Source organism: Alkalihalobacillus sp. BA299, from assembly GCF_017745675.1.
GTDB lineage: Bacteria > Bacillota > Bacilli > Bacillales > Bacillaceae_F > Alkalihalobacterium.
This window is the reverse complement of the sequence record NZ_JAFLJM010000002.1, coordinates 245,500-264,544: the sequence shown is the minus strand read 5'-3', so window position 1 is coordinate 264,544 and position 19,045 is coordinate 245,500. Positions and strand designations below refer to the sequence as shown.

Genomic DNA, 19,045 nt, shown 5'->3' with positions numbered 1-19,045 from the left:
GAAAAAGGTTATGTTAAACAAAAATGAAATCGGAGCTTTTTTATTACGAGTAGTGTTAGGAATTGTATTTTTAGCTCATGGTGCAGCTAAATTTCAAGGCGGGATCGAAAATATAGTTGGTTGGTTTGATAGTATAGGGTTACCTGGAGCACTAGCTTATGTTGTAGCATTTATTGAATTAGTTGGTGGTATTGCATTAATCTTAGGTATTGGTACACGAATTGTTTCTGCATTAATAGGATTTATCATGGTTGGAGCAATTTTCACGGTGAAATTAGCAGCTGGGTTTTTAGATGGATATGCTTTTGATCTTGTATTACTGATTATTGCTGTTTACCTAGTATTGAATGGTAGTAAGTTGTATTCTCTTGGTCAACTGTTCTTTAAAGGTCAAGAAAACAAAAATTCATTTGAAAAATCAGCTTAATTATCTCGAATTCAAGAAAAATAAATTTGAGATATATGGCTAACCTTTCGAAATAATCAAGAAGAACATGGAAACATTGAAAATGATTAATTTTCAATGGAGGTGGTTCTTATTAGAGGAAATTGATAAGACTAAAGGAGAAGGTGTTTTAAATTGGGAATTTTAGATAAAATATTTGGAAAGTCAAAGGAGAAGAATAATATGTCAAACGTAAAATTAGCAGTGATTTATTACAGCATGGGTGGAACAAACTACCAATTATCCAAATGGGCTGAAGAAGGTGCAAAAGAAGTTGGTGCAGAAGTGAAAGTGCTAAAAGTACCTGAACTTGCTCCACAATCAGTCATTGATGAAAATGAAGGTTGGAAAGCTCATGTTGAAGCAACGAAAGATGTTCCTGAAGTAGCATTAGACGATCTTGAATGGGCAGACGCGATTATCTTCAGTGTACCAACGCGTTTTGGTAATATGCCAGCTCAAATGAAGCAATTCTTAGATACAACAGGTGGTTTATGGTTTAATGGGAAGCTAGTAAATAAGGTTGTAAGTGCTATGACCTCTGCACAAAATCCACATGGGGGTCAAGAAGCAACAATCCTTTCTCTCTACACATCCATGCATCACTGGGGTGCAATTATTGCATCACCTGGTTATACCGATCCAGTTCAATTTACATCAGGTGGTAACCCATACGGAGTAAGTGTAACAGTGGGTCAAGATGGAAAAATGATTGAAGATGTGCAAGCGGCAGTTAAACATCAAGCAAAGCGTACAGTTACAGTAGCTGAATGGGTAAAAAAAGCAAACCAATAAAGTAAAAGAGCCAACCACACGGGGTTGGCTCTTTACTTTATAAGATAAAGACACTCCTTGGCAATTTTATGTGAATCAAAGTATGTGAATCATTAAACTTAAATTATGGTGAATAAAAAGACGAAAAAATCAGAGTCATTTGCTGCGCAGTAAAGTTCTTTATTTTTAAAAGGCTTTGTGAAAGAATGTACTAAAGCTAACAAGCAGGGGGAAGAGACAACCCGAACCAGTTGGGAAATGGCATTTAGTTAATTATGGATATTATCAAAATTAACTGGCACTGTTTTGGCACCATTTAAAAAGATAAGGAGATTTATCACAATCTTTCATAATCAAGGGTGAAGGTTAAAATTCTTCAAAAATAAAGTTTGGCGGTACACCGAACCTACCGGAGACGTCACGAGCCTCCAATAAGGTTTTGAAGGCTTGACAGAAAACACTCACAGTATACTCCCCAAAATAGTAGAGGTGATTACAGGTGTTCCCAAGACGATTAATACGAGTGTGCAAATTAATTGGTCTATCATGGTCGACCTTGACTCTGCTGTTACAGCACGGACAGCCAAGTGCCATGTCTAACCGAATTTGGGGGCGCTTCTTTTTATTCGGGTTCAATTAACAAACGTGCGAACTATTAAATGTCTTTACATGTCAGTCTTACCTTGTTATAATATTTTCAAAGTAAATAGATTAGGCGAAGACGCCTTGGCAGGAGTCATTTAATGGCTTCTGTTAAGGCGTCTTTTGTTTTAAATGTTGTTTGTAAGCGCATTCAATGTGTGTTATTCGTACACAAAATCTTAAATGATAGGAGGCTTCTCGTGTTTAAATGTACATTGAAAAATGAAGTGTTTCACTTTCAGTCGATTAAGGAGATTTTAGCGAAAGCTAGTGAAGTGAAGTCAGGGGATCAAATGGCTGGTATTGCAGCTCAATCGAACTTAGAGCGGATGGCCTCAAAAGTGGTTTTAAGTGAACTCACTCTTAAAGAGATATATGACAATCCGGTTATTCCCTATGAAAAAGATGAAGTAACACAAATTATTTATGATGATCTCAATCAAATTATATTTAAAGAAATTTCAAGTTGGACAGTAGGAGAATTAAGAGAGTATATCCTCGCACATAATACGGGTTCTTCTCAATTGCTACGAATTAGTAAAGGACTAACTAGTGAAATGATTTCTGGAGTCACCAAATTAATGTCGAGCATCGATCTGGTTCTAGCCTCCCAAAAAATTCGGCCGACGGCTCATTGTAATACTACGATCGGTGAAAAAGGATGTTTAGCGTTTCGTTGTCAGCCCAACCATCCTAGTGACAATCCAGCCGGGATCCTTGCTTCTTTAAAAGAAGGATTGTCCTACGGCTCTGGTGATGCCGTTATTGGCGTAAATCCAAATAATGACACGGTCGAATCGGTATCAAGAATTTTACATATGGTACATGACTTCATGATTAGGTGGGAAATTCCGACACAAAATTGTGTACTTGCTCATATCAACACTCAAATGAAGGCTTTAGAAAGAGGAGCCCCCATCGGTCTTATGTTCCAAAGCTTGGCTGGAACAAAGGCAACCAATGATGATTTTGGGGTTTCCAAGGAGACTTTAGATGAGGCTGCTAAGTTAATGGCCCAGTATGGGACATCTGCAGGACCTAACCAGTTCTATTTTGAAACAGGTCAAGGTTCAGAAGTATCTCTTAATTCTCATCATGATGTAGACATGCAAACACTTGAGGCAAGAACCTATGGTTATGCCCGGCATTGGAAACCGTTTATGGTTAACAATGTGTCTGGATTTATTGGTCCTGAGACACTTTATGATGGGAAACAAATGATACGTGCAGATTTAGAGGATCTTTTAATGGGAAAATTACATGGACTTCCAATGGGGATAGCACCGACTTATACGAACCATATGCAAGCTGATCAGAATGACCAGGAAATTGCCGGTATGTTAACTGCTTTAGCAGGAGCTAACTTTTATATGGGCGTTCCTGGCGGTGATGATGTGATGCTTAGCTATCAAGATACTAGTTACCATGATGATGCTAGTTTAAGAGAAATGCTCGGATTACGTCCTTTAAAAGAATTTGAAATATGGTTAGAGAAAATGGGGATTATGGAAAACGGTCGGCTGACAGAACGTGCAGGAGATTTATCTATTTTTAACTAATGGAGGCTGGTGGAATGGATATTGAAGCAATTGTTCATCAAGTAATTGAAGCACTTGAAAAGCGAGAAGGCAACGAAGAAAACGCACACCATTTAATAGATAAAGAGAACAAAGACACAACCGGTCGAGAAATGGTTGTTGAAAATAAAAGGCTGGTTGGTGTGGATCATCCAATGGATTATGACAGCATTGCCAAGTCAAGAGAGATCACCCCTGCAAGGATAGGGATTGGACGATGTGGGACACGCATGAAAACGAGAGAATATCTTTATTTTCGAATTGATCATGCGGCTGCCCAAGATGCTGTTTTTAAAGGTGTCTCGGAAAACTTTTTGAAAGAAATGAATTTACCCATTCTTCATTCAAAGTCAAAATCATTGGATGAATTCTTAATGAATTTAGACAGTGGCAGAATTTTAGATGAAGCGTCCAGGAAGTGGGCAGAAACCAACCTTTCAAAAGAAAAACAGGTTCAAATTGTCATATCAGATGGACTAAGTTCAAAAGGAATTGAAGCAAACATTCCTGACTTGTTGCCTGCTTTAGTTCAGGGATTGAAAGTAAAAAATATAACGGTTGGCGAGCCGGTTTTTATTAAGAGAAGTCGAGTTTGGATTCAAGATGAATTAGCCTCGATCACAAATTGTGACGTCATCATTTCACTCATTGGGGAGAGACCAGGGCTGGCTACTTCGAAAAGTATTAGTGCCTACCTTATCTATCGACCAACACAAGAAACGGTTGAGGCTGACAGAACAGTTATTTCTAATATTCACGACGGCGGGATCCCTCCAGTTGAAGCGGGGGCTTACTTAGCAGACTTAATAGATAAGATTTTAGAACAAAAGGTAAGTGGTGTTAAGTTTGCCCAACTCATATAAACAGGGAAGCTAATTTACAAGGGTCAGGCGCATCAGATATTGGGAATATTTGGTATATCATACTATCTATTTTATTTGCAATATTGACACAATTGAGTTTTTATAATATTTTTTATATATAATATTTGTCTTCTTATAAAAGTAATAGGGGATTAAAATAATGAAAAACAACACAATTGAAGAACTTTGCTGCCTCTATACAAATCTTTCAGAGGAAGACGTTGAAATTTTAAAGGGTGTGGCTGCGAATTTGCCTTTAATTGCAGATTTAAACAAGGCAAACATATTTGTAGATTGCCTAACAAAAGAAGGAAACCATGCTATTGTGGTGGCAGAAGCTTCTCCGACTACGACTAAATCGGTCTATACCAAACCGATTGTTGGTAAATTTGCCTATGAAGCTTTCGAGCCCTCGGTGTTATCTTCCTTAAGGACTGGGAAGCCGAAGTTTCAAAACCGTGCTTTAACCCAGGAAGGGAAAACCGTTACTCAAAGTGTAGTTCCAATTAAAGGCGGAAATAATCAGGTCATTGCAACCCTCATTATGGAGAAGGATGTAACTGAACAGATAAAGAATCAACGAAAAATGGAAATGTTGTCAGAGACAACAGAAACATTAACGGAAATACTAATAGGTATAACCGAAAGCCAGCCAATAATCCCGGAAATGCTTGATGAATCTTTGTTTTTGATTGATTACGAAGGGAAAATCCTATATTGTAATCCTTCAGCGACCTCTTTAGTTCAAGAGTCATATGAGGGGAGTCATTGGGCAGATAAGCTGTTGGTAGAACTTTTTCCAGGGGTAAAAGAGATCCTAGAGGATCCTGAGGAATTACTCATACAAGAAATAATAATCATAAATAAAGTGTTTCAGGTCAAAAAAATTAAGCTTGGTCATAAAGAAAATGAAAATGTATTTTTTATCATTTTAAAAAATATTACGGAATTACGAGAGAAAGAAAGAGATTTGGTCGTAAAATCTGTTGCCATTCGTGAAATTCATCATCGTGTAAAAAATAATTTACAAACAGTCGCTAGCCTCTTGCGTCTGCAAATGAGAAACGGGCTGCCAGAAGATAGTAAAGGCCATTTTGAGGAAAGTTTGAACCGAATAACAAGTATTGCTTCTGTCTATGAAATTATCTTATCGAATTCTTCTGTAGATGATGTAAATCTTTATCAATTGATAGAAAAAATCGGGAATAGCCTTGTTATTGAGTCTGGTTCCGAGCAAAAAATCGATATATCGTATTCGGGAGCAGATTTTGAAATTAAATCGAACAAAGCCGTTACCGTAGCCCTTATCGTTAATGAACTTATCCAAAATTGCCTTAAACATGCTTTTAAAAGAAGAAGAAGAGGTGAAATAAAAGTTCTCCTCCACCGAAAAGTAAATCAGATAGAGGTCCAGGTAATAGATAACGGTGAAGGGTATATCCCAACATCGAAGCCATCGCTAGGTTTAGATATTGTTAAAATGTTAATTGAACATGATTTATCTGGTAAACTTAAAATTGAAAACGGATTCGATGGTACTGTTGTCGTAGTGACTTTCCCGATAGCGGAGGAGAGAATTCAGGTATGAAAAAGAGAATTTTAGTTGTTGAAGATGAATCTATTACCCGCTTAGATCTATCAATGATGCTCGAAGAAAATGGGTACGAAGTGGTTGGTCAAGCAGGTGATGGGGAGGCAGCGCTAGAAAAAGCTTTTCTGCTAAAGCCCGACTTAATTATCATGGATATCAAAATGCCTAAACTAAATGGCCTAAAGGCAAGTGAAATTATCTCGAAAAAAATTAATACACCTATTCTTATTTTAACTGCTTATAGCCAGCGTGAATATATTGATAAAGCAAAGCAAGTCAATATTATGGGTTATCTAGTAAAACCTATCACCGAGGCTAACTTGATACCAGCAGTAGAAATCGCTTTAAAGCAGGCTGAGCACGCAAATGGCTATCGTGCACAGGTCGAGACTATGAATCAAAAGCTTGAAGAGCGGAAGATAGTAGAAAAGGCAAAAGGAATAGTCATGAAAAAGTATAATATTGATGAAGAAGCTGCGTACAACAAGATTAGGAAAATAAGTATGAATAAACAGGTTACTCTGGAGAAGGTAGCAAAGCAAATCATCACTAAATTTGACGCTTAATCCCTATTTTACAAGTGAATAGAACAGGCAAAGGTGCCGCATCGGTTTTTTGAAAAAATACCGTACGGCACTTTTTTGCTTTTTTAGGGTTGATTTGTTGTGAAATATAATTCTTTCTCCATTTTGATAAACAAATAAAACTAGGGGGGATTTTTATGGAAATGGTAGGACAAATTGTAATTTATATTATTATGATTTGTGCAGTAGCCGGCGCTATTGCTGCGATTCGTAATAGTGATGAAGGGCTGGGTAAACAATTTATGGAAGGGTTGCATTCGGTTGGACACATCTTTGTTCCAGCTGCGGGGATTATGGCTTCCATTCCTTATTTATCATGGTTTATCGATAAAGTGTGTGGTCCAATTTTTTCTGCGATTGGCGCTGACCCAGCCATTGCAGCAACATCCATTCTGGCAACAGATATGGGGGGATACCAATTAGCTGAGGTGTTAAAAGCAACACAAGAAGGCTTGATTATGGCAATGATTGTTGGGTTTATGGCGGGAGCAACTATTGTTTTCTCGATTCCAATGGGATTGGCAATGCTTGATAAACGTGACCATAAATATATGGCACTTGGAGTAATGGCTGGTGTTTTAACCATACCTATTGGTGCGCTAATTTCAACTACAATCCTTTTTTTTACCAACGCAAATGTACGTGATATTATTAACACCTCTGGTGACGCGAACTATCAATTTGCAATCAGTTATGGTCAAATTTTATTAAATTTAAGTCCCCTTCTTATTTTTGTTGTATTGATTGCGGTAGGTTTATATTTCCTCCCTGATATCATGATAAACGGATTTATGTGGTTTGGACGCATTTTGGATGCGGGTATAAAATTAGTTCTTGTATTTTCGATTGTTGAAATATTTACTGGTTTCTTCTCGAATGTATTTGGTGCCTGGGGATTTGACCCAATTATGGCGGACACAGAAGACCAATTCCGTGCATTAGAAACAGCAGGATATATCGGTATCATGCTTGCTGGTGCCTTCCCAATGGTGTATTTATTGCAGAAGTATGCAGGAGGACCACTCGAGGCACTAGGTAGCAAACTTGGTTTAAGTAAAGAAGGAAGTGCGGGATTAGTTGCGACAATTGCGAATATCCTTGCGATGTTTAAGCTTGTAAAGATGATGCCTCCAAAGGACAAAGTAATTAATATTGCTTTTGCAGTATGTGCAGCTTTCTTACTAGGTGATCATTTATCATTCACTGCAAATTTTCAACCGACATTAATACTACCAATTATCATTGGTAAATTATTAGCAGGTATCATCGCTATTGGGCTAGCCTATTGGTTGGCTGTACCAAAAGCTCTCGAATTAGAGAAGAAAGACCGAGAAGTAGGAGTAATCGGGGAAGATGAGTACTTATCGAACATTGAATACGACGAAGAAGAGAAAAGTAGAGTAGGATAAGGTGGTATTTAAGTGAAAGAAGAGAAGCAGCGGTTTATTCAAGAATTTGTACCAGGAAAACAAGTTACCTTAAGTCATTTGATTGCAAACCCTGTCCCTGATATGTTTGAAAAATTAGGGATCCAACAAGCAGGAGCAATAGGGATTCTTACACTGACACCTAGTGAGACCGTAATTATTGCAGGCGATATAGCTACAAAAGCGGCGGATGTCGAAATTGGTTTTTTGGATCGTTTTACAGGTAGCCTTGTAATTGTTGGGACAGTTTCTTCCGTTGAAATGGCTATGGAACAAATTAACAGGTTTCTATCAACAAATTTAAAATATACTCCTGCAAATATTACTAAGTCGTAAAGGAGCGGTGTAATGGCGAAACAAACTAAAGCGATGCTGGTAGGTTCTATCGGAGCAGGGAAATCGACATTAACCAATGCCCTTTTAGGACGTAAGGTGAAAGCCGTAAAAACCCAATCTTTAGTTTACTATGATTGGATCGTCGATACGCCTGGTGAATATATTGAGAATCCATTGTTCTACAAAAATATTATGGCGACCGCCCTTGAAGTTACGCACGTTCTCTATTTACAAGATGCTACAAATCTAAAAACTATTTTTCCACCAGGATTCAGTACGGGGTTTAATAAACTACCAATTGGTGTGGTAACAAAAAGTGATGCGGAAATCGCGAATGTAGAGGAAGCTATAAGGCAATTAAGAAGGGTCATTCCATATGGGCCGATTATCATTTCCTCCTCGGTGACAGGGGTGGGTCTAAAAGAGATTAAGGGTTTGGTAGAGTGTCATACAATGACTGAGATGAAAGAATACGTAGAAGGTATCAACATAGCCGAAATTATTTTTATATGAAAACATTTACAAAATAATAACGATAGCTTATAATTATGTTAATATTACAAATGAATGTAGCAGGCAAAGGCGCCTTATATAATTTGTCCGATGACGGATAAATTATATAAGGCGTCTTTTTTTTTATTTAGTCAGTTTAGAAATGAGGTGATGGGTATTAGAAAGTATGAACCTCAAAGCGAGGAGATATTGAGTGCTGGAATTGACATTGGTACCAGTACAACCAAAATAGTCATTAGTCAATTTTCTTTGATGAATATGGCAGGCGGTTCACATATGCCACGGATCGAAATAGTGAATAAAAAGGTCATTCACCGCAGCCCAATCTACCGCACACCATTATTAAACTCGACGTTGATCAATATTCAAGAGGTTAAAAACCTGGTTCAAAAAGAATACGAGATGGCTGGTGTTACGACAAGGGAGATAAAAACAGGTGCAGTCATCATTACTGGGGAAACAGCAACAAAACAGAATGCGGAGCAAATGGTGCATGAATTATCCGACCATGCAGGTGATTTTATCGTCGCTACAGCAGGACCGGATTTAGAGGGAATTATTGCAGCTAAAGGTTCTGGGGCTTTTGAGTATTCCAAGAAAACGGGAGAAGTGATCGCTAATATTGATATTGGGGGCGGAACCGCCAACGTGGCAACCTACAAATCTGGGAAACTACTTGGAACTTGCACCTTGCATATTGGAGGAAGATTGATTGAGTATCGTGATTCGTGTATCAAAAGTATTTCTCCTCCAGTTAAGAAACTGGTTGGACAGTGGGGCGACTCTGTTAAAGAAGGTGACAGCCGGAACTCTTATGAAGTAAAGAAGATCACAAATTATATGGCAGATGTCATTGTCAGAATGTTGAAGCGAAAGCTGTTGCCGTCAGATGAAGCCTTGTTGTTGGGGCATCAGCCCAACTGGGAAGAAGAAATTGACTCCATTATGTTTTCAGGCGGGATTAGTGAATGTATGTATCAGCATGAAAACGTATCAGCCAGTTCAGAACCCTATAATGATATTGGTGAGATGTTAGCTCTCTCTTTAAGAGAGAATAAAGAGCTTTCGAATTGGAAATGGGTCCACCCGGATGAAACGGTTCGTGCGACGGTACTTGGTGCTGGAACGCAAACGACCGAAATTAGCGGGGCTACGATTCAAGTAGACGCTAGTGCTTTACCAATCCGAAACTTACCAGTATTCCAAGTTCCCCTGGGATTTGATATAAGGTCTGGTCTAAAGGATCTGGATAAGGCAGTTCAAAAAGCAGTAGAAATATATGACCCAAATCGTGATGGGCAAAATTTTGCTTTGTACTTTACGGAAATTCCCTACTTGCGTTTTCAAGAAATCCAGGATTTTGTCAAGAGCATTCTTCACTCTATAAAAGTAAAGGTAGCTCCTAATCAACTTTTGGTAGTTGTTCTCGAAAGTGACCATGCCAAAGTGTTAGGTCAAACCTTAAACGTACAGAATCCGGAACAGAGCATTATCTGTATTGACCAAATCAAGGTAGAACACGGAGACTATATCGATATTGGTCATCTTTTAAAAACAGGTGTAGTACCAGTTGTTATAAAAACATTAGCATTTCACCACTGAGTAAGGAGGGATCCTATGAAACTGAAAACCAATTATTTGGGTACAGTTTATGAATTTTCTTCATTAAAAGATTTGTTTGCTAAAGCAAATGAAGAGAAGTCAGGGGATCGATTAGCAGGTATTGCTGCGGAAACGGTCCAAGAACGGATTGCTGCAAAAGAAGTCTTAAGTCAGTTAACTCTAGCGGATATACGAGAAAATCCACTCCTGGCACCAGAAGAGGATGAAGTTTCTCGAATTATTGAAGGTCAAACGAACGAACCGATTTATAAGTCAATAAAAAATTGGTCAGTGGCAGAGTTAAGGGAATTTATTTTAAATGATGAAGTTACGGGTGAAGAGATAATACGTTTAAGCAGAGGTTTAAACAGCGAAATAATCGCTGCCGTTGCGAAAATTATGTCCAACCTCGATCTAGTTCATGCTGCAAATAAAATTGAGATTGTCACGAAATGTAACATTTCAATTGGGTACAAAGGAACTCTTGCTTCTCGTCTCCAGCCCAATCACCCAACCGATCATGTTGAGGGAATGTTGGCCTCCTTAAAAGAAGGGTTATCTTACGGAATAGGGGACGCGGTGATTGGTATCAACCCAGTGGATGACTCAGTTGAAAGTGTCAAGCGCTTGCTCCATGCTACTCATGATTTTATTCAGGACTGGCGTATTCCTTCGCAAAACTGTGTTTTAGCCCATGTGACTACGCAAATGAAAGCAATTGAACAAGGGGCACCAGCTGATATGATTTTCCAAAGCATTGCGGGTACGGAAACAGCTAACCGCTCATTTGGTATATCGGCTTCAATACTACAAGAGGCCCATGATATGGCAAGAACTTTGGGAACTGGTACGGGTCCACAGTGTTTGTATCTCGAGACAGGCCAAGGTTCTGAATTGTCAGCTGAAGCACATTTCGGAATTGATCAAATGACGTTGGAATCAAGAAATTACGGATTTGCGCGCTTTTATGACCCATTTATTGTCAACACTGTTGTTGGTTTTATTGGACCTGAGTATTTGTATAACAGCAAGCAGGTAATTAGGGCAGGGTTAGAAGATCATTTTATGGGTAAACTGCATGGAATTCCAATGGGAGTAGATATCTGCTATACGAACCATATCAAAGCCGACCAGAATGACATTGAAGATCTTGGTGTACTCTTAACTGCTGCTGGAGTAAATTTCGTTATTGCTGTGCCGATGGGAGATGATTGCATGCTCAACTATCAATCTCTGAGCTACCATGATGTTGCGACCTTAAGGCAAACAATGAAGAAAAGCCCATCCCCGTTATTTGCCGAATGGCTTGAAAAAATGGGCATATTTGACAATGGGAAACTCAGCAAAATTGCCGGAGATCCAACCATTTTTTCACGATAGGAGTTAAATGAAATGAAATCTGACCTAATTGAAACGATCACGAAGCTCGTCATTGAAAAAATGCAGATACAGGATGGTGCTCATCAACCATCCAAGCCTGAAATACAATCTACCTCCGTTACAATTTGGGACCATACTTCAAATTCTACGGAGAGAAAGACATTGCCTTCTACTACGTTTCATAAGAGTGAAATCCTAGAAGGTACAGAGTCTGAGGGACTTATTCAATTGAAACCATATTTAACGGAAGGTTCAGACAGTCGAGTCATTTCAAGAACAGATGAGGATATTCCTGAAACGGTGAATGAACAAGTCCACGGAATTGAACAGCCTAAAAATCCAGAAGAACTAAAAGAACTTATGGACAAGACACCAGCGCGAATTGGTATTGGGCGGGCCGGATTGCGACCTAAAACCAACGCATGGTTGAAATTCCGCTATGATCATGCGGCAGCAGTTGATGCTGTATATGGAACCGTAAATGATGAGGTCTTAAATCGTATAAACCTATTTAAAGTTGAGACGATGGTAGATGATAAAGAAATCTATATACGGCGTCCTGATTTTGGCCGTAAATTGTCAGACGAAGCCAAAACAACAATCAAAGAAAAGTGTAAGGAAAAACCAATCGTTCAGATCATTGTTTCTGATGGCCTTAGTTCAAATGCAGTTGAAGAAAATGTTGAAGATGTTTTTCTTTCCCTACAGCAATCGTTATATAGCTTAGGGATTGAAATCGGAACACCATTTTATATCGAAAAAGGCAGAGTAGCTGTCATGGACGATGTTGGAGAAATCCTTCAACCTCAAGTGGTTGTTTTACTGATAGGTGAACGTCCTGGTTTGGTGAGTGCGGAATCATTAAGTGCTTACCTCTGCTATCAGCCGAGAAAAGGGACGATTGAGGCCGAGCGGATGGTGGTCTCTAATATCCATAAAGGCGGCATCCCGCCGGTTGAGGCAGGGGCTTATATCGGGTCCGTCATTCAAAAGATATTAAAATATGAAGCAAGTGGAGTAACACTTGTTCAGAAAGAGTCATAGGTGGTGGTCAATATGACGTTGGAACGAATTTATGCGGATATTTTAGCTGTTCGTGTAATCCCCAATGTGGATCCGGTTTTAGGAAAGGAATTAAACCTCGAACCGCATCAGAGAAGTATCGCGATTTTCACTTCATCCGTTGATGATATTGGTTATACTGCTCTGGATGAAGCAACCAAAAGAGCAGCTGTTGATGTAGTATATGCCCGTTCTTTTTATGCCGGTTCGGCTCATACTTCTGGCCCGTTATCGGGGGAGATGATTGGCATATTAGCTAGCTCGTCTCCAGATGAGGTGCAAAGTGGTATAGATGCAGTCCTTCAAACAGTGGAGAGTGATGCTTATTTTGAAGCACTGAACAAAGAAAAGACACATGCGTTATATGCTCATGTTATATCGAGTTCAGGTTCCTACCTTTCAAAAGAAGCGGGAATTAACCGAGGGGAACCACTAGCTTATTTAATCGCACCGCCACTTGAGGCTGTTTACGGATTAGATGCAGCTTTGAAAGCGGCGGATGTCAAGCTGGTGAAGTTTTTTGGGCCTCCGTCGGAAACGAACTACGGAGGCGGCTTACTAACAGGGTCTCAATCAGCTTGTCAAGCAGCAGCAGATGCGTTCCGTGACAGCATCGTACGCATCGCCCAGAACCCTCTTAAGTATTAAATTTACTAGAAAGGAGTTAATCTAATGCAGTATGACCAAGATCTCCAGTCCATCCAGGAAATGCGCAATGCTGTTAAAAATGCCAAAGATGCACAGTTAAAATACTTAGCTTATTCGCAAGAACAAGTAGATCACATTGTCAAATGTGTCGCGGAAGCTGCCTTTGCAAAATCGCTAGAACTAGCAAAAATGGCAGTGGAAGAGACAGGGATGGGTATTGTTGAACATAAAAAAATAAAAAATGAAGTAGGATCGATGGCTGTCTATGAATCTATTAAAGATGAGAAAACGGTCGGGATTGTTTACGAGGATCGGGTAAATAAAATTACCGAAGTTGCTTATCCTTATGGAGTGGTAGCTGGTATTATTCCGACAACAAATCCCACTTCAACCGCAATTTTTAAAACACTGATTAGCTTGAAAACAAGAAATGCCATCGTGGTAAGTCCGCACCCGAGGGCCGTTAAGTGTACGGTGGAGGCATTGAAGATTTGTGAGAAGGCAGCCGTTGAGGCAGGTGCTCCCGAAGGTCTGATTGGTTGGATTTCCAAACCGTCAATGGCAGCAACTAATGAGTTAATGAAGCACCGCGATATCAACCTCATTTTAGCCACAGGTGGAGGTGGTTTAGTAAGAGCAGCTTATAGTTCAGGTAAGCCAGCTTATGGGGTCGGACCAGGGAATGTTCCTTGTTATATTGAAAAGAGTGCTAATGTTTCTAAGTCTGTATCCATGATTTTGGATAGTAAATCCTTCGACAATGGAACAATCTGTGCAACCGAGCAAGCACTCGTAGTCGATAAAAATATTAAGGAAATTGTACTTCGCGAGCTAAAAAATAATGGCGCCTATCTGTTGAGTTTTGAAGAAAAGGCGGAAGTTGCCAAATTGATAACTCCAGTACCAGGTCATCTCAATTCAGAAATTGTGGGACAAAGTGCAGTTAAAATAGCCGAAATGGCAGGAATATCTGTTCCTCCAGACACAAGAGTGCTAATTGCCGAGGAGAAAAAGGTAGGCAAGGAAGTTCCGTTCTCGATTGAAAAGCTATCACCGATCTTTGGCTTCTATACAGCAGAAACGTACGCTGAAGCAAAGGATTATTGCTTAAAGCTTCTCAACCTTGGAGGAAGAGGACATAGCTTATCTCTTCATACAAACGATGAACAGGTTGCCAAAGAATTTGCCCTTGAAATGCCGGTATCTCGACTTATGGTCAATACGCTTTCATCAATTGGTGCTGTCGGTGCTACAACAGGATTAAAACCATCGCTTACACTGGGCTGTGGCTCATTTGGAGGCAATATCACTTCTGATAATGTGACCGCGCGTCATTTAATTAATATTAAGCGCATGGCTTACGGAATTAAGGATGTTTCGATTCCGAAACCGTCTGCTTCGTATGCAAGCAACCAAAATGCTGATGACAAAAAGGAAAATATCGAAGACATCGTCAGTCAAGTTTTAAAGCAAGTACCGATGAAAAATGGACTTGACGAAAAGCAAATTGCTGAAATGGTAAATCAAGTTTTACAAAAATATCAAATGAATTAAAGCAAAATTAAAACTATTAAACTATTAAAACGAACTAATAGGAGGAAATTAAAATGAGTAGAGAATTAACAGCATTAGGAATGATTGAAACTAAAGGATTAGTAGCTTCTGTAGAGGCGGCAGATGCAATGGTTAAGGCGGCTAATGTACATTTAGTCGGAAAAGTACATGTAGGTGGCGGAATTGTTACAGTATTAGTTCGTGGAGATGTAGGAGCAGTTAAAGCGGCAACTGATTCGGGAGCAGCAGCTGCTCAGCGTGTGGGCGAAGTTCTTTCTGTACATGTTATTCCACGCCCACACAACGAACTTGAAAGCATTTTACCAAAATTAGAAATTAAAGAGTAAAACTAGATTTAATAAAAAAGGAGCATGAAACATGGATCAACAGCTTATCGAATCGATTGTGAAAGAAGTCGTGACTCGTTTACATTGGGAAACTCATAACCCGTATAACATTCCAATCGCTGTTTCTGCTCGACATTGCCATTTAAGTAAAAGTGACCTTGAAACCCTTTTTGGTGAAGGATACGAGTTAACCAAAAAAGCGGATTTATCGCAACCTGGTCAATTTGCCTCAAATGAAACGGTTACGATTGTGGGACCAAAGGGAAGTATTGAAAAAGTGCGTATACTTGGTCCTGCACGTAATATGACCCAAGTAGAAATTAGTAAAACAGACTCGATTAAACTTGGCTTCATACCACCTTTAAGAGAGTCGGGAGATATTGAGGGCTCCTCACCAATCACCATTGAGGGTCCAAAAGGTAGTCTATCTATAAACAAAGGACTAATTATTGCCCAAGCACACATTCATATGGAGCCCAAAGATGCGAAGCGGCATGGAGTGGAAAATGGGGAATATGTAAAAGTTGAAATTCAAGGTGAACGTCCACTCTCACTTGGGAAAGTTTTAATCCGTGTTTCACCGAGGTATAAGCTTGAAATGCATGTCGATACAGATGAAGCGAATGCTGGTTTTATCACTGGAAAAACGATGGGGAAAATTGTGAAGGATGGAATTGGAAGATGATCCATCGTGACATGATTGAACAAATTGTTCGGGAAGTGGTCGCACAGCTTTCTAAAGAAGAAAAGGCAGGAACAGAGGCTAAACCTAAATTACTTGTCGTTGGAGACACTTCATTTTTGGAGCCGAAGCATTTGTTGCTATTACAAACGAGATGGATAGTCGTCCATTATGAAGGCGAGAAAAAGGTATACGTTGATTTATATGATCGTGTCCTTTTCCTACATGCGACACAGGATTTAATTACAAAAGGGGCGCTAGGGATATTTGACAATACCGAAAGTAAATTACTTTCCCGTTGTTTTATGGAGTCCACCCCAGTATCGATCATCCCGACCGTTTATTTACAAGACCATTTGTTTTCTAGTAGTCCGAAGAATAAGGCTTATGTTGCACAAATACAACGCTATCACCAGGCACTCTTGGAATTTGGGGCAAAGGTTGAAACTTTAGAAAGTTTCTTAGAGACTCTTACAGTAAAACCCAAGCAAGAACCGCTGTCAAGATCTGCAAAAAAGAAGATTTTAACACGAAGAGATGTACAAGACTGCAAGGAAAGTGTTCTTAAGGTCGACTCAAATACGATCATCACACCATTAGCTAAAGATACAGCTAGAGAAATGGGAATAGACATCGTGGAACTTGATCTAAAAGGAGAGAAAAGGGAATGGAATTAGGGACAGTCATTGGAAATGTATGGGCTACAAGAAAAGAGGACGAGTTAAAAGGCTTGAAATTTTTAATTGTCCAACCCGAGTTACCTGACCGTACATCTCCTGGAGTACCATTTGTGGCAGTCGATCGAATTGGAGCTGGTTTTGGCGATCAAGTTCTTGTAACCCGTGGAAGTGCAGCAGCTAATCTTTCCAATGAAATAAAGATGCCCATTGATGCCCTTATTATCGGGATCATCGATTCGGTTGATGTAGAACAAAAAGAGGTGAATGGAAAATGAGCAGAGCATTAGGAATGATTGAAACAAGAGGATTGATTGGTTCCATCGAAGCAGCAGATGCAATGTTAAAATCAGCGGATGTCACGTTGGTTAAGCAGGAAAAGATCGATGCAGCGCTTGTTACAGTTTTAGTTCAAGGGGATGTCGGTGCGGTGCAAGCTGCAGTAGAGGCGGGAAAAGCGGCCGCAGCTAGAGTAGGGGAATTAGTTGGTGCCCATGTCATCCCACATCCGGATGAGTCGATTAAGTCCGCTTTATTAGACGATAAGAAAGACAAAGTCACAGCCCCACCTAATCGAAATACAAGGAAAAAACCAACTACAACACAAAATCAAACAGATGTAACGACAAAACCTGAAATCAGTCCAAAAGAAGATAAATAGATAAATAAGCGAATGAATGGAGTGTAAAAAAATGGCTTTCAAACGCAGAAAATTAGCAGTCATTGGTGCAGGGTTTACTGGTGCAACTGCAGCTCTAATGCTGGCACAAAAAGAACTTGGAGACGTAGTACTCGTAGATATTCCCTCACAATCTGGTCCAACAAAAGGGAAAGCACTTGATATGCTTGAGGCAAGTCCCATTCAACGCTTTAATGCACACATTACTGGTACGTCCGATTATCAGGACATTCAAGATGCGGATCTTGTTCTCATGACTGCCGGGTTACCGCGTAAACCCGGGATGAGCCGGGATGATTTAGTAACTACCAATGAAAAGATCATGATCGAAGTTTCAGAGAATATTAAGAAGTATGCACCAAATTCTTATGTTCTCGTATTAAGTAATCCTGTTGATGCGATGACTTATGTCTGCTACAAAACAACAGGCTTTCCAAAAAATCGAGTAATTGGCCAATCAGGGGTGCTAGATACGGCGCGGTTTAATACCTTTGTAGCGGAAGAATTAGTGGTATCGATTGAAGATATTTCTGGATTTGTTCTAGGCGGTCATGGCGATGACATGGTTCCGCTTGTTCGTTACTCCTATGCTGGTGGAATTCCACTTGAAAAACTAATTCCAGAAGATCGTATGGAAGCCATCGTGGAAAGAACCCGCAAAGGCGGAGGCGAAATTGTCAACCTGCTTGGACAAGGCAGTGCCTATTATGCTCCTGCTGCGTCAATGGTTGAAATGGCCGAAGCGATTTTAAAAGATAAAAAGCGAATTTTACCATCCATCGCTTATCTTGAGGGCGAATACGGTTACTCGGATATCTATCTCGGTGTTCCTACTATTTTAGGTGGAAACGGAATAGAAAGTATCATTGAAATTCCGTTAAGCGAAAATGAACAATCCGCACTTGATAAATCAGCACAATCGGTTAAAAAAGTGTTAAGCATATTAAAAACAAAGTAGTACAAGTATAAAGAATGATGTGAATCTTTTTTCCAGCTTGAAAAGACCCTGAATTCGTGAATACTTACTGAGGGTTTACCAATCCCCCCATCGTAACCAGAGAGTAGGTTATTTGGAAATGATGATTGGATTACCACTTTTTATGAAAGATATCGATAAACCTGTATTGAAAGAATTGCGGGCACAGGCAACCCCGAATCCAAACGATCCCCGTTCAGTTCGTGCAGTAAAACTGGTAAAAGAAGGTTGGACGATAAGAGATATTATTGATCACGGTGTAATAAATTATCATCCGGTAGTAGCTGGTACACCAGAACAAGTAGCAGACTTAATGGAAGAGTGGTTTATAGCTGGTGCCTGTGATGGCTTCTCTGTTGTACCTGACAGCACTGCAGATTCAGTTGATGACTTTGTTGAGTATGTCATTCCTATTTTACAAAAGCGTAAACTTTTTCATGAAGAATATGAAGAGAATACGTTACGTACATATGGGGGTATCATACCAATACGGTCGTGCTAAATCATAAAAGAAGTAGAATGTAACTTAATGAAATAGAATATTTTACTGATATGTATTTTGATGCTGTAAAGAGTATAAAGTGAAATACCTGTTTATTGTATTATTTGGTTATATATTAACGGGTAGCTTATACTGAATTAAGAAAGATGAAAAGCAACAAATTCATTTGCTGTGTAGTACAACG

General features: G+C 39.5%; 21 protein-coding genes. All 21 read left to right on the top strand.

What is annotated here, in order from left to right; translation table 11 throughout:
• The first annotated feature begins 10 nt into the window (after nt 1-10).
• Nucleotides 11-427: a DoxX family protein gene (locus J0N78_RS03790; RefSeq protein WP_209121691.1), complete on the top strand. Its 417-nt coding sequence runs from the start codon at nt 11-13 to the stop codon at nt 425-427.
• 201 nt (nt 428-628) lie between these two features.
• Complete coding sequence (gene wrbA, locus J0N78_RS03785) at nt 629-1,240, top strand: NAD(P)H:quinone oxidoreductase (RefSeq protein ID WP_209121690.1); 612 nt, start codon at nt 629-631, stop codon at nt 1,238-1,240.
• A gap of 821 nt (nt 1,241-2,061) precedes the next feature.
• Complete coding sequence (locus J0N78_RS03780; RefSeq protein ID WP_307794895.1) at nt 2,062-3,420, top strand: ethanolamine ammonia-lyase subunit EutB; 1,359 nt, start codon at nt 2,062-2,064, stop codon at nt 3,418-3,420.
• Nucleotides 3,421-3,434: 14 nt separating this feature from the next.
• The gene (gene eutC / locus J0N78_RS03775; protein ID WP_209121688.1) at nt 3,435-4,301 is read left to right on the top strand and encodes an ethanolamine ammonia-lyase subunit EutC; all 867 of its coding nucleotides are present in this window, start codon (nt 3,435-3,437) and stop codon (nt 4,299-4,301) included.
• Between the two features lie 160 nt (nt 4,302-4,461).
• Nucleotides 4,462-5,889: a histidine kinase N-terminal domain-containing protein gene (locus J0N78_RS03770; RefSeq protein ID WP_209121687.1), complete on the top strand. Its 1,428-nt coding sequence runs from the start codon at nt 4,462-4,464 to the stop codon at nt 5,887-5,889.
• Entirely contained in the window at nt 5,886-6,458 is a 573-nt protein-coding gene (locus J0N78_RS03765) for an ANTAR domain-containing response regulator (protein WP_209121686.1), read from the top strand. Before J0N78_RS03770 ends, J0N78_RS03765 begins: the two co-directional genes overlap by 4 nt.
• Nucleotides 6,459-6,613: 155 nt before the next feature.
• Nucleotides 6,614-7,885 carry an ethanolamine utilization protein EutH gene (eutH, locus tag J0N78_RS03760; RefSeq protein WP_209121685.1) on the top strand — a complete coding sequence of 424 codons (1,272 nt, stop codon included), beginning with the start codon at nt 6,614-6,616 and terminating at the stop codon, nt 7,883-7,885.
• A 12-nt stretch (nt 7,886-7,897) separates the two neighbouring features.
• Nucleotides 7,898-8,239, top strand: a complete 342-nt coding sequence (gene eutS / locus J0N78_RS03755; RefSeq protein ID WP_209121684.1) for an ethanolamine utilization microcompartment protein EutS — start codon at nt 7,898-7,900, stop codon at nt 8,237-8,239.
• Nucleotides 8,240-8,251: 12 nt separating this feature from the next.
• Nucleotides 8,252-8,752: a EutP/PduV family microcompartment system protein gene (locus J0N78_RS03750; protein ID WP_209121683.1), complete on the top strand. Its 501-nt coding sequence runs from the start codon at nt 8,252-8,254 to the stop codon at nt 8,750-8,752.
• Between the two features lie 156 nt (nt 8,753-8,908).
• Nucleotides 8,909-10,354 carry an ethanolamine ammonia-lyase reactivating factor EutA gene (locus tag J0N78_RS03745; RefSeq protein WP_209121816.1) on the top strand — a complete coding sequence of 482 codons (1,446 nt, stop codon included), beginning with the start codon at nt 8,909-8,911 and terminating at the stop codon, nt 10,352-10,354.
• A gap of 15 nt (nt 10,355-10,369) precedes the next feature.
• Nucleotides 10,370-11,734, top strand: a complete 1,365-nt coding sequence (locus J0N78_RS03740; protein WP_209121682.1) for an ethanolamine ammonia-lyase subunit EutB — start codon at nt 10,370-10,372, stop codon at nt 11,732-11,734.
• A 12-nt stretch (nt 11,735-11,746) separates the two neighbouring features.
• Nucleotides 11,747-12,778, top strand: a complete 1,032-nt coding sequence (gene eutC, locus J0N78_RS03735; protein ID WP_209121681.1) for an ethanolamine ammonia-lyase subunit EutC — start codon at nt 11,747-11,749, stop codon at nt 12,776-12,778.
• A 12-nt stretch (nt 12,779-12,790) separates the two neighbouring features.
• Entirely contained in the window at nt 12,791-13,444 is a 654-nt protein-coding gene (gene eutL / locus J0N78_RS03730; RefSeq protein ID WP_209121680.1) for an ethanolamine utilization microcompartment protein EutL, read from the top strand.
• Nucleotides 13,445-13,468: 24 nt separating this feature from the next.
• Entirely contained in the window at nt 13,469-14,998 is a 1,530-nt protein-coding gene (locus J0N78_RS03725) for an acetaldehyde dehydrogenase (acetylating) (protein WP_209121679.1), read from the top strand.
• A 53-nt stretch (nt 14,999-15,051) separates the two neighbouring features.
• On the top strand, nt 15,052-15,345 hold the full coding sequence (locus tag J0N78_RS03720; protein ID WP_209121678.1) for a BMC domain-containing protein: 294 nt from the start codon (nt 15,052-15,054) through the stop codon (nt 15,343-15,345).
• A gap of 31 nt (nt 15,346-15,376) precedes the next feature.
• A complete protein-coding gene (gene pduL / locus J0N78_RS03715) occupies nt 15,377-16,030 on the top strand; it encodes a phosphate propanoyltransferase (protein WP_209121677.1) in 654 nt (217 codons plus the stop codon).
• Entirely contained in the window at nt 16,027-16,704 is a 678-nt protein-coding gene (locus J0N78_RS03710; protein WP_209121676.1) for a hypothetical protein, read from the top strand. Before pduL ends, J0N78_RS03710 begins: the two co-directional genes overlap by 4 nt.
• Nucleotides 16,695-16,982 carry a EutN/CcmL family microcompartment protein gene (locus J0N78_RS03705; protein ID WP_209121675.1) on the top strand — a complete coding sequence of 96 codons (288 nt, stop codon included), beginning with the start codon at nt 16,695-16,697 and terminating at the stop codon, nt 16,980-16,982. The genes J0N78_RS03710 and J0N78_RS03705 overlap by 10 nt, the downstream gene beginning before the upstream one ends.
• Nucleotides 16,979-17,365, top strand: a complete 387-nt coding sequence (locus tag J0N78_RS03700; protein ID WP_209121674.1) for a BMC domain-containing protein — start codon at nt 16,979-16,981, stop codon at nt 17,363-17,365. The genes J0N78_RS03705 and J0N78_RS03700 overlap by 4 nt, the downstream gene beginning before the upstream one ends.
• A 31-nt stretch (nt 17,366-17,396) precedes the next feature.
• On the top strand, nt 17,397-18,341 hold the full coding sequence (mdh, locus tag J0N78_RS03695; RefSeq protein WP_209121673.1) for a malate dehydrogenase: 945 nt from the start codon (nt 17,397-17,399) through the stop codon (nt 18,339-18,341).
• A gap of 112 nt (nt 18,342-18,453) precedes the next feature.
• Complete coding sequence (locus tag J0N78_RS03690) at nt 18,454-18,861, top strand: hypothetical protein (RefSeq protein WP_209121672.1); 408 nt, start codon at nt 18,454-18,456, stop codon at nt 18,859-18,861.
• Nucleotides 18,862-19,045 lie beyond the last annotated feature (184 nt).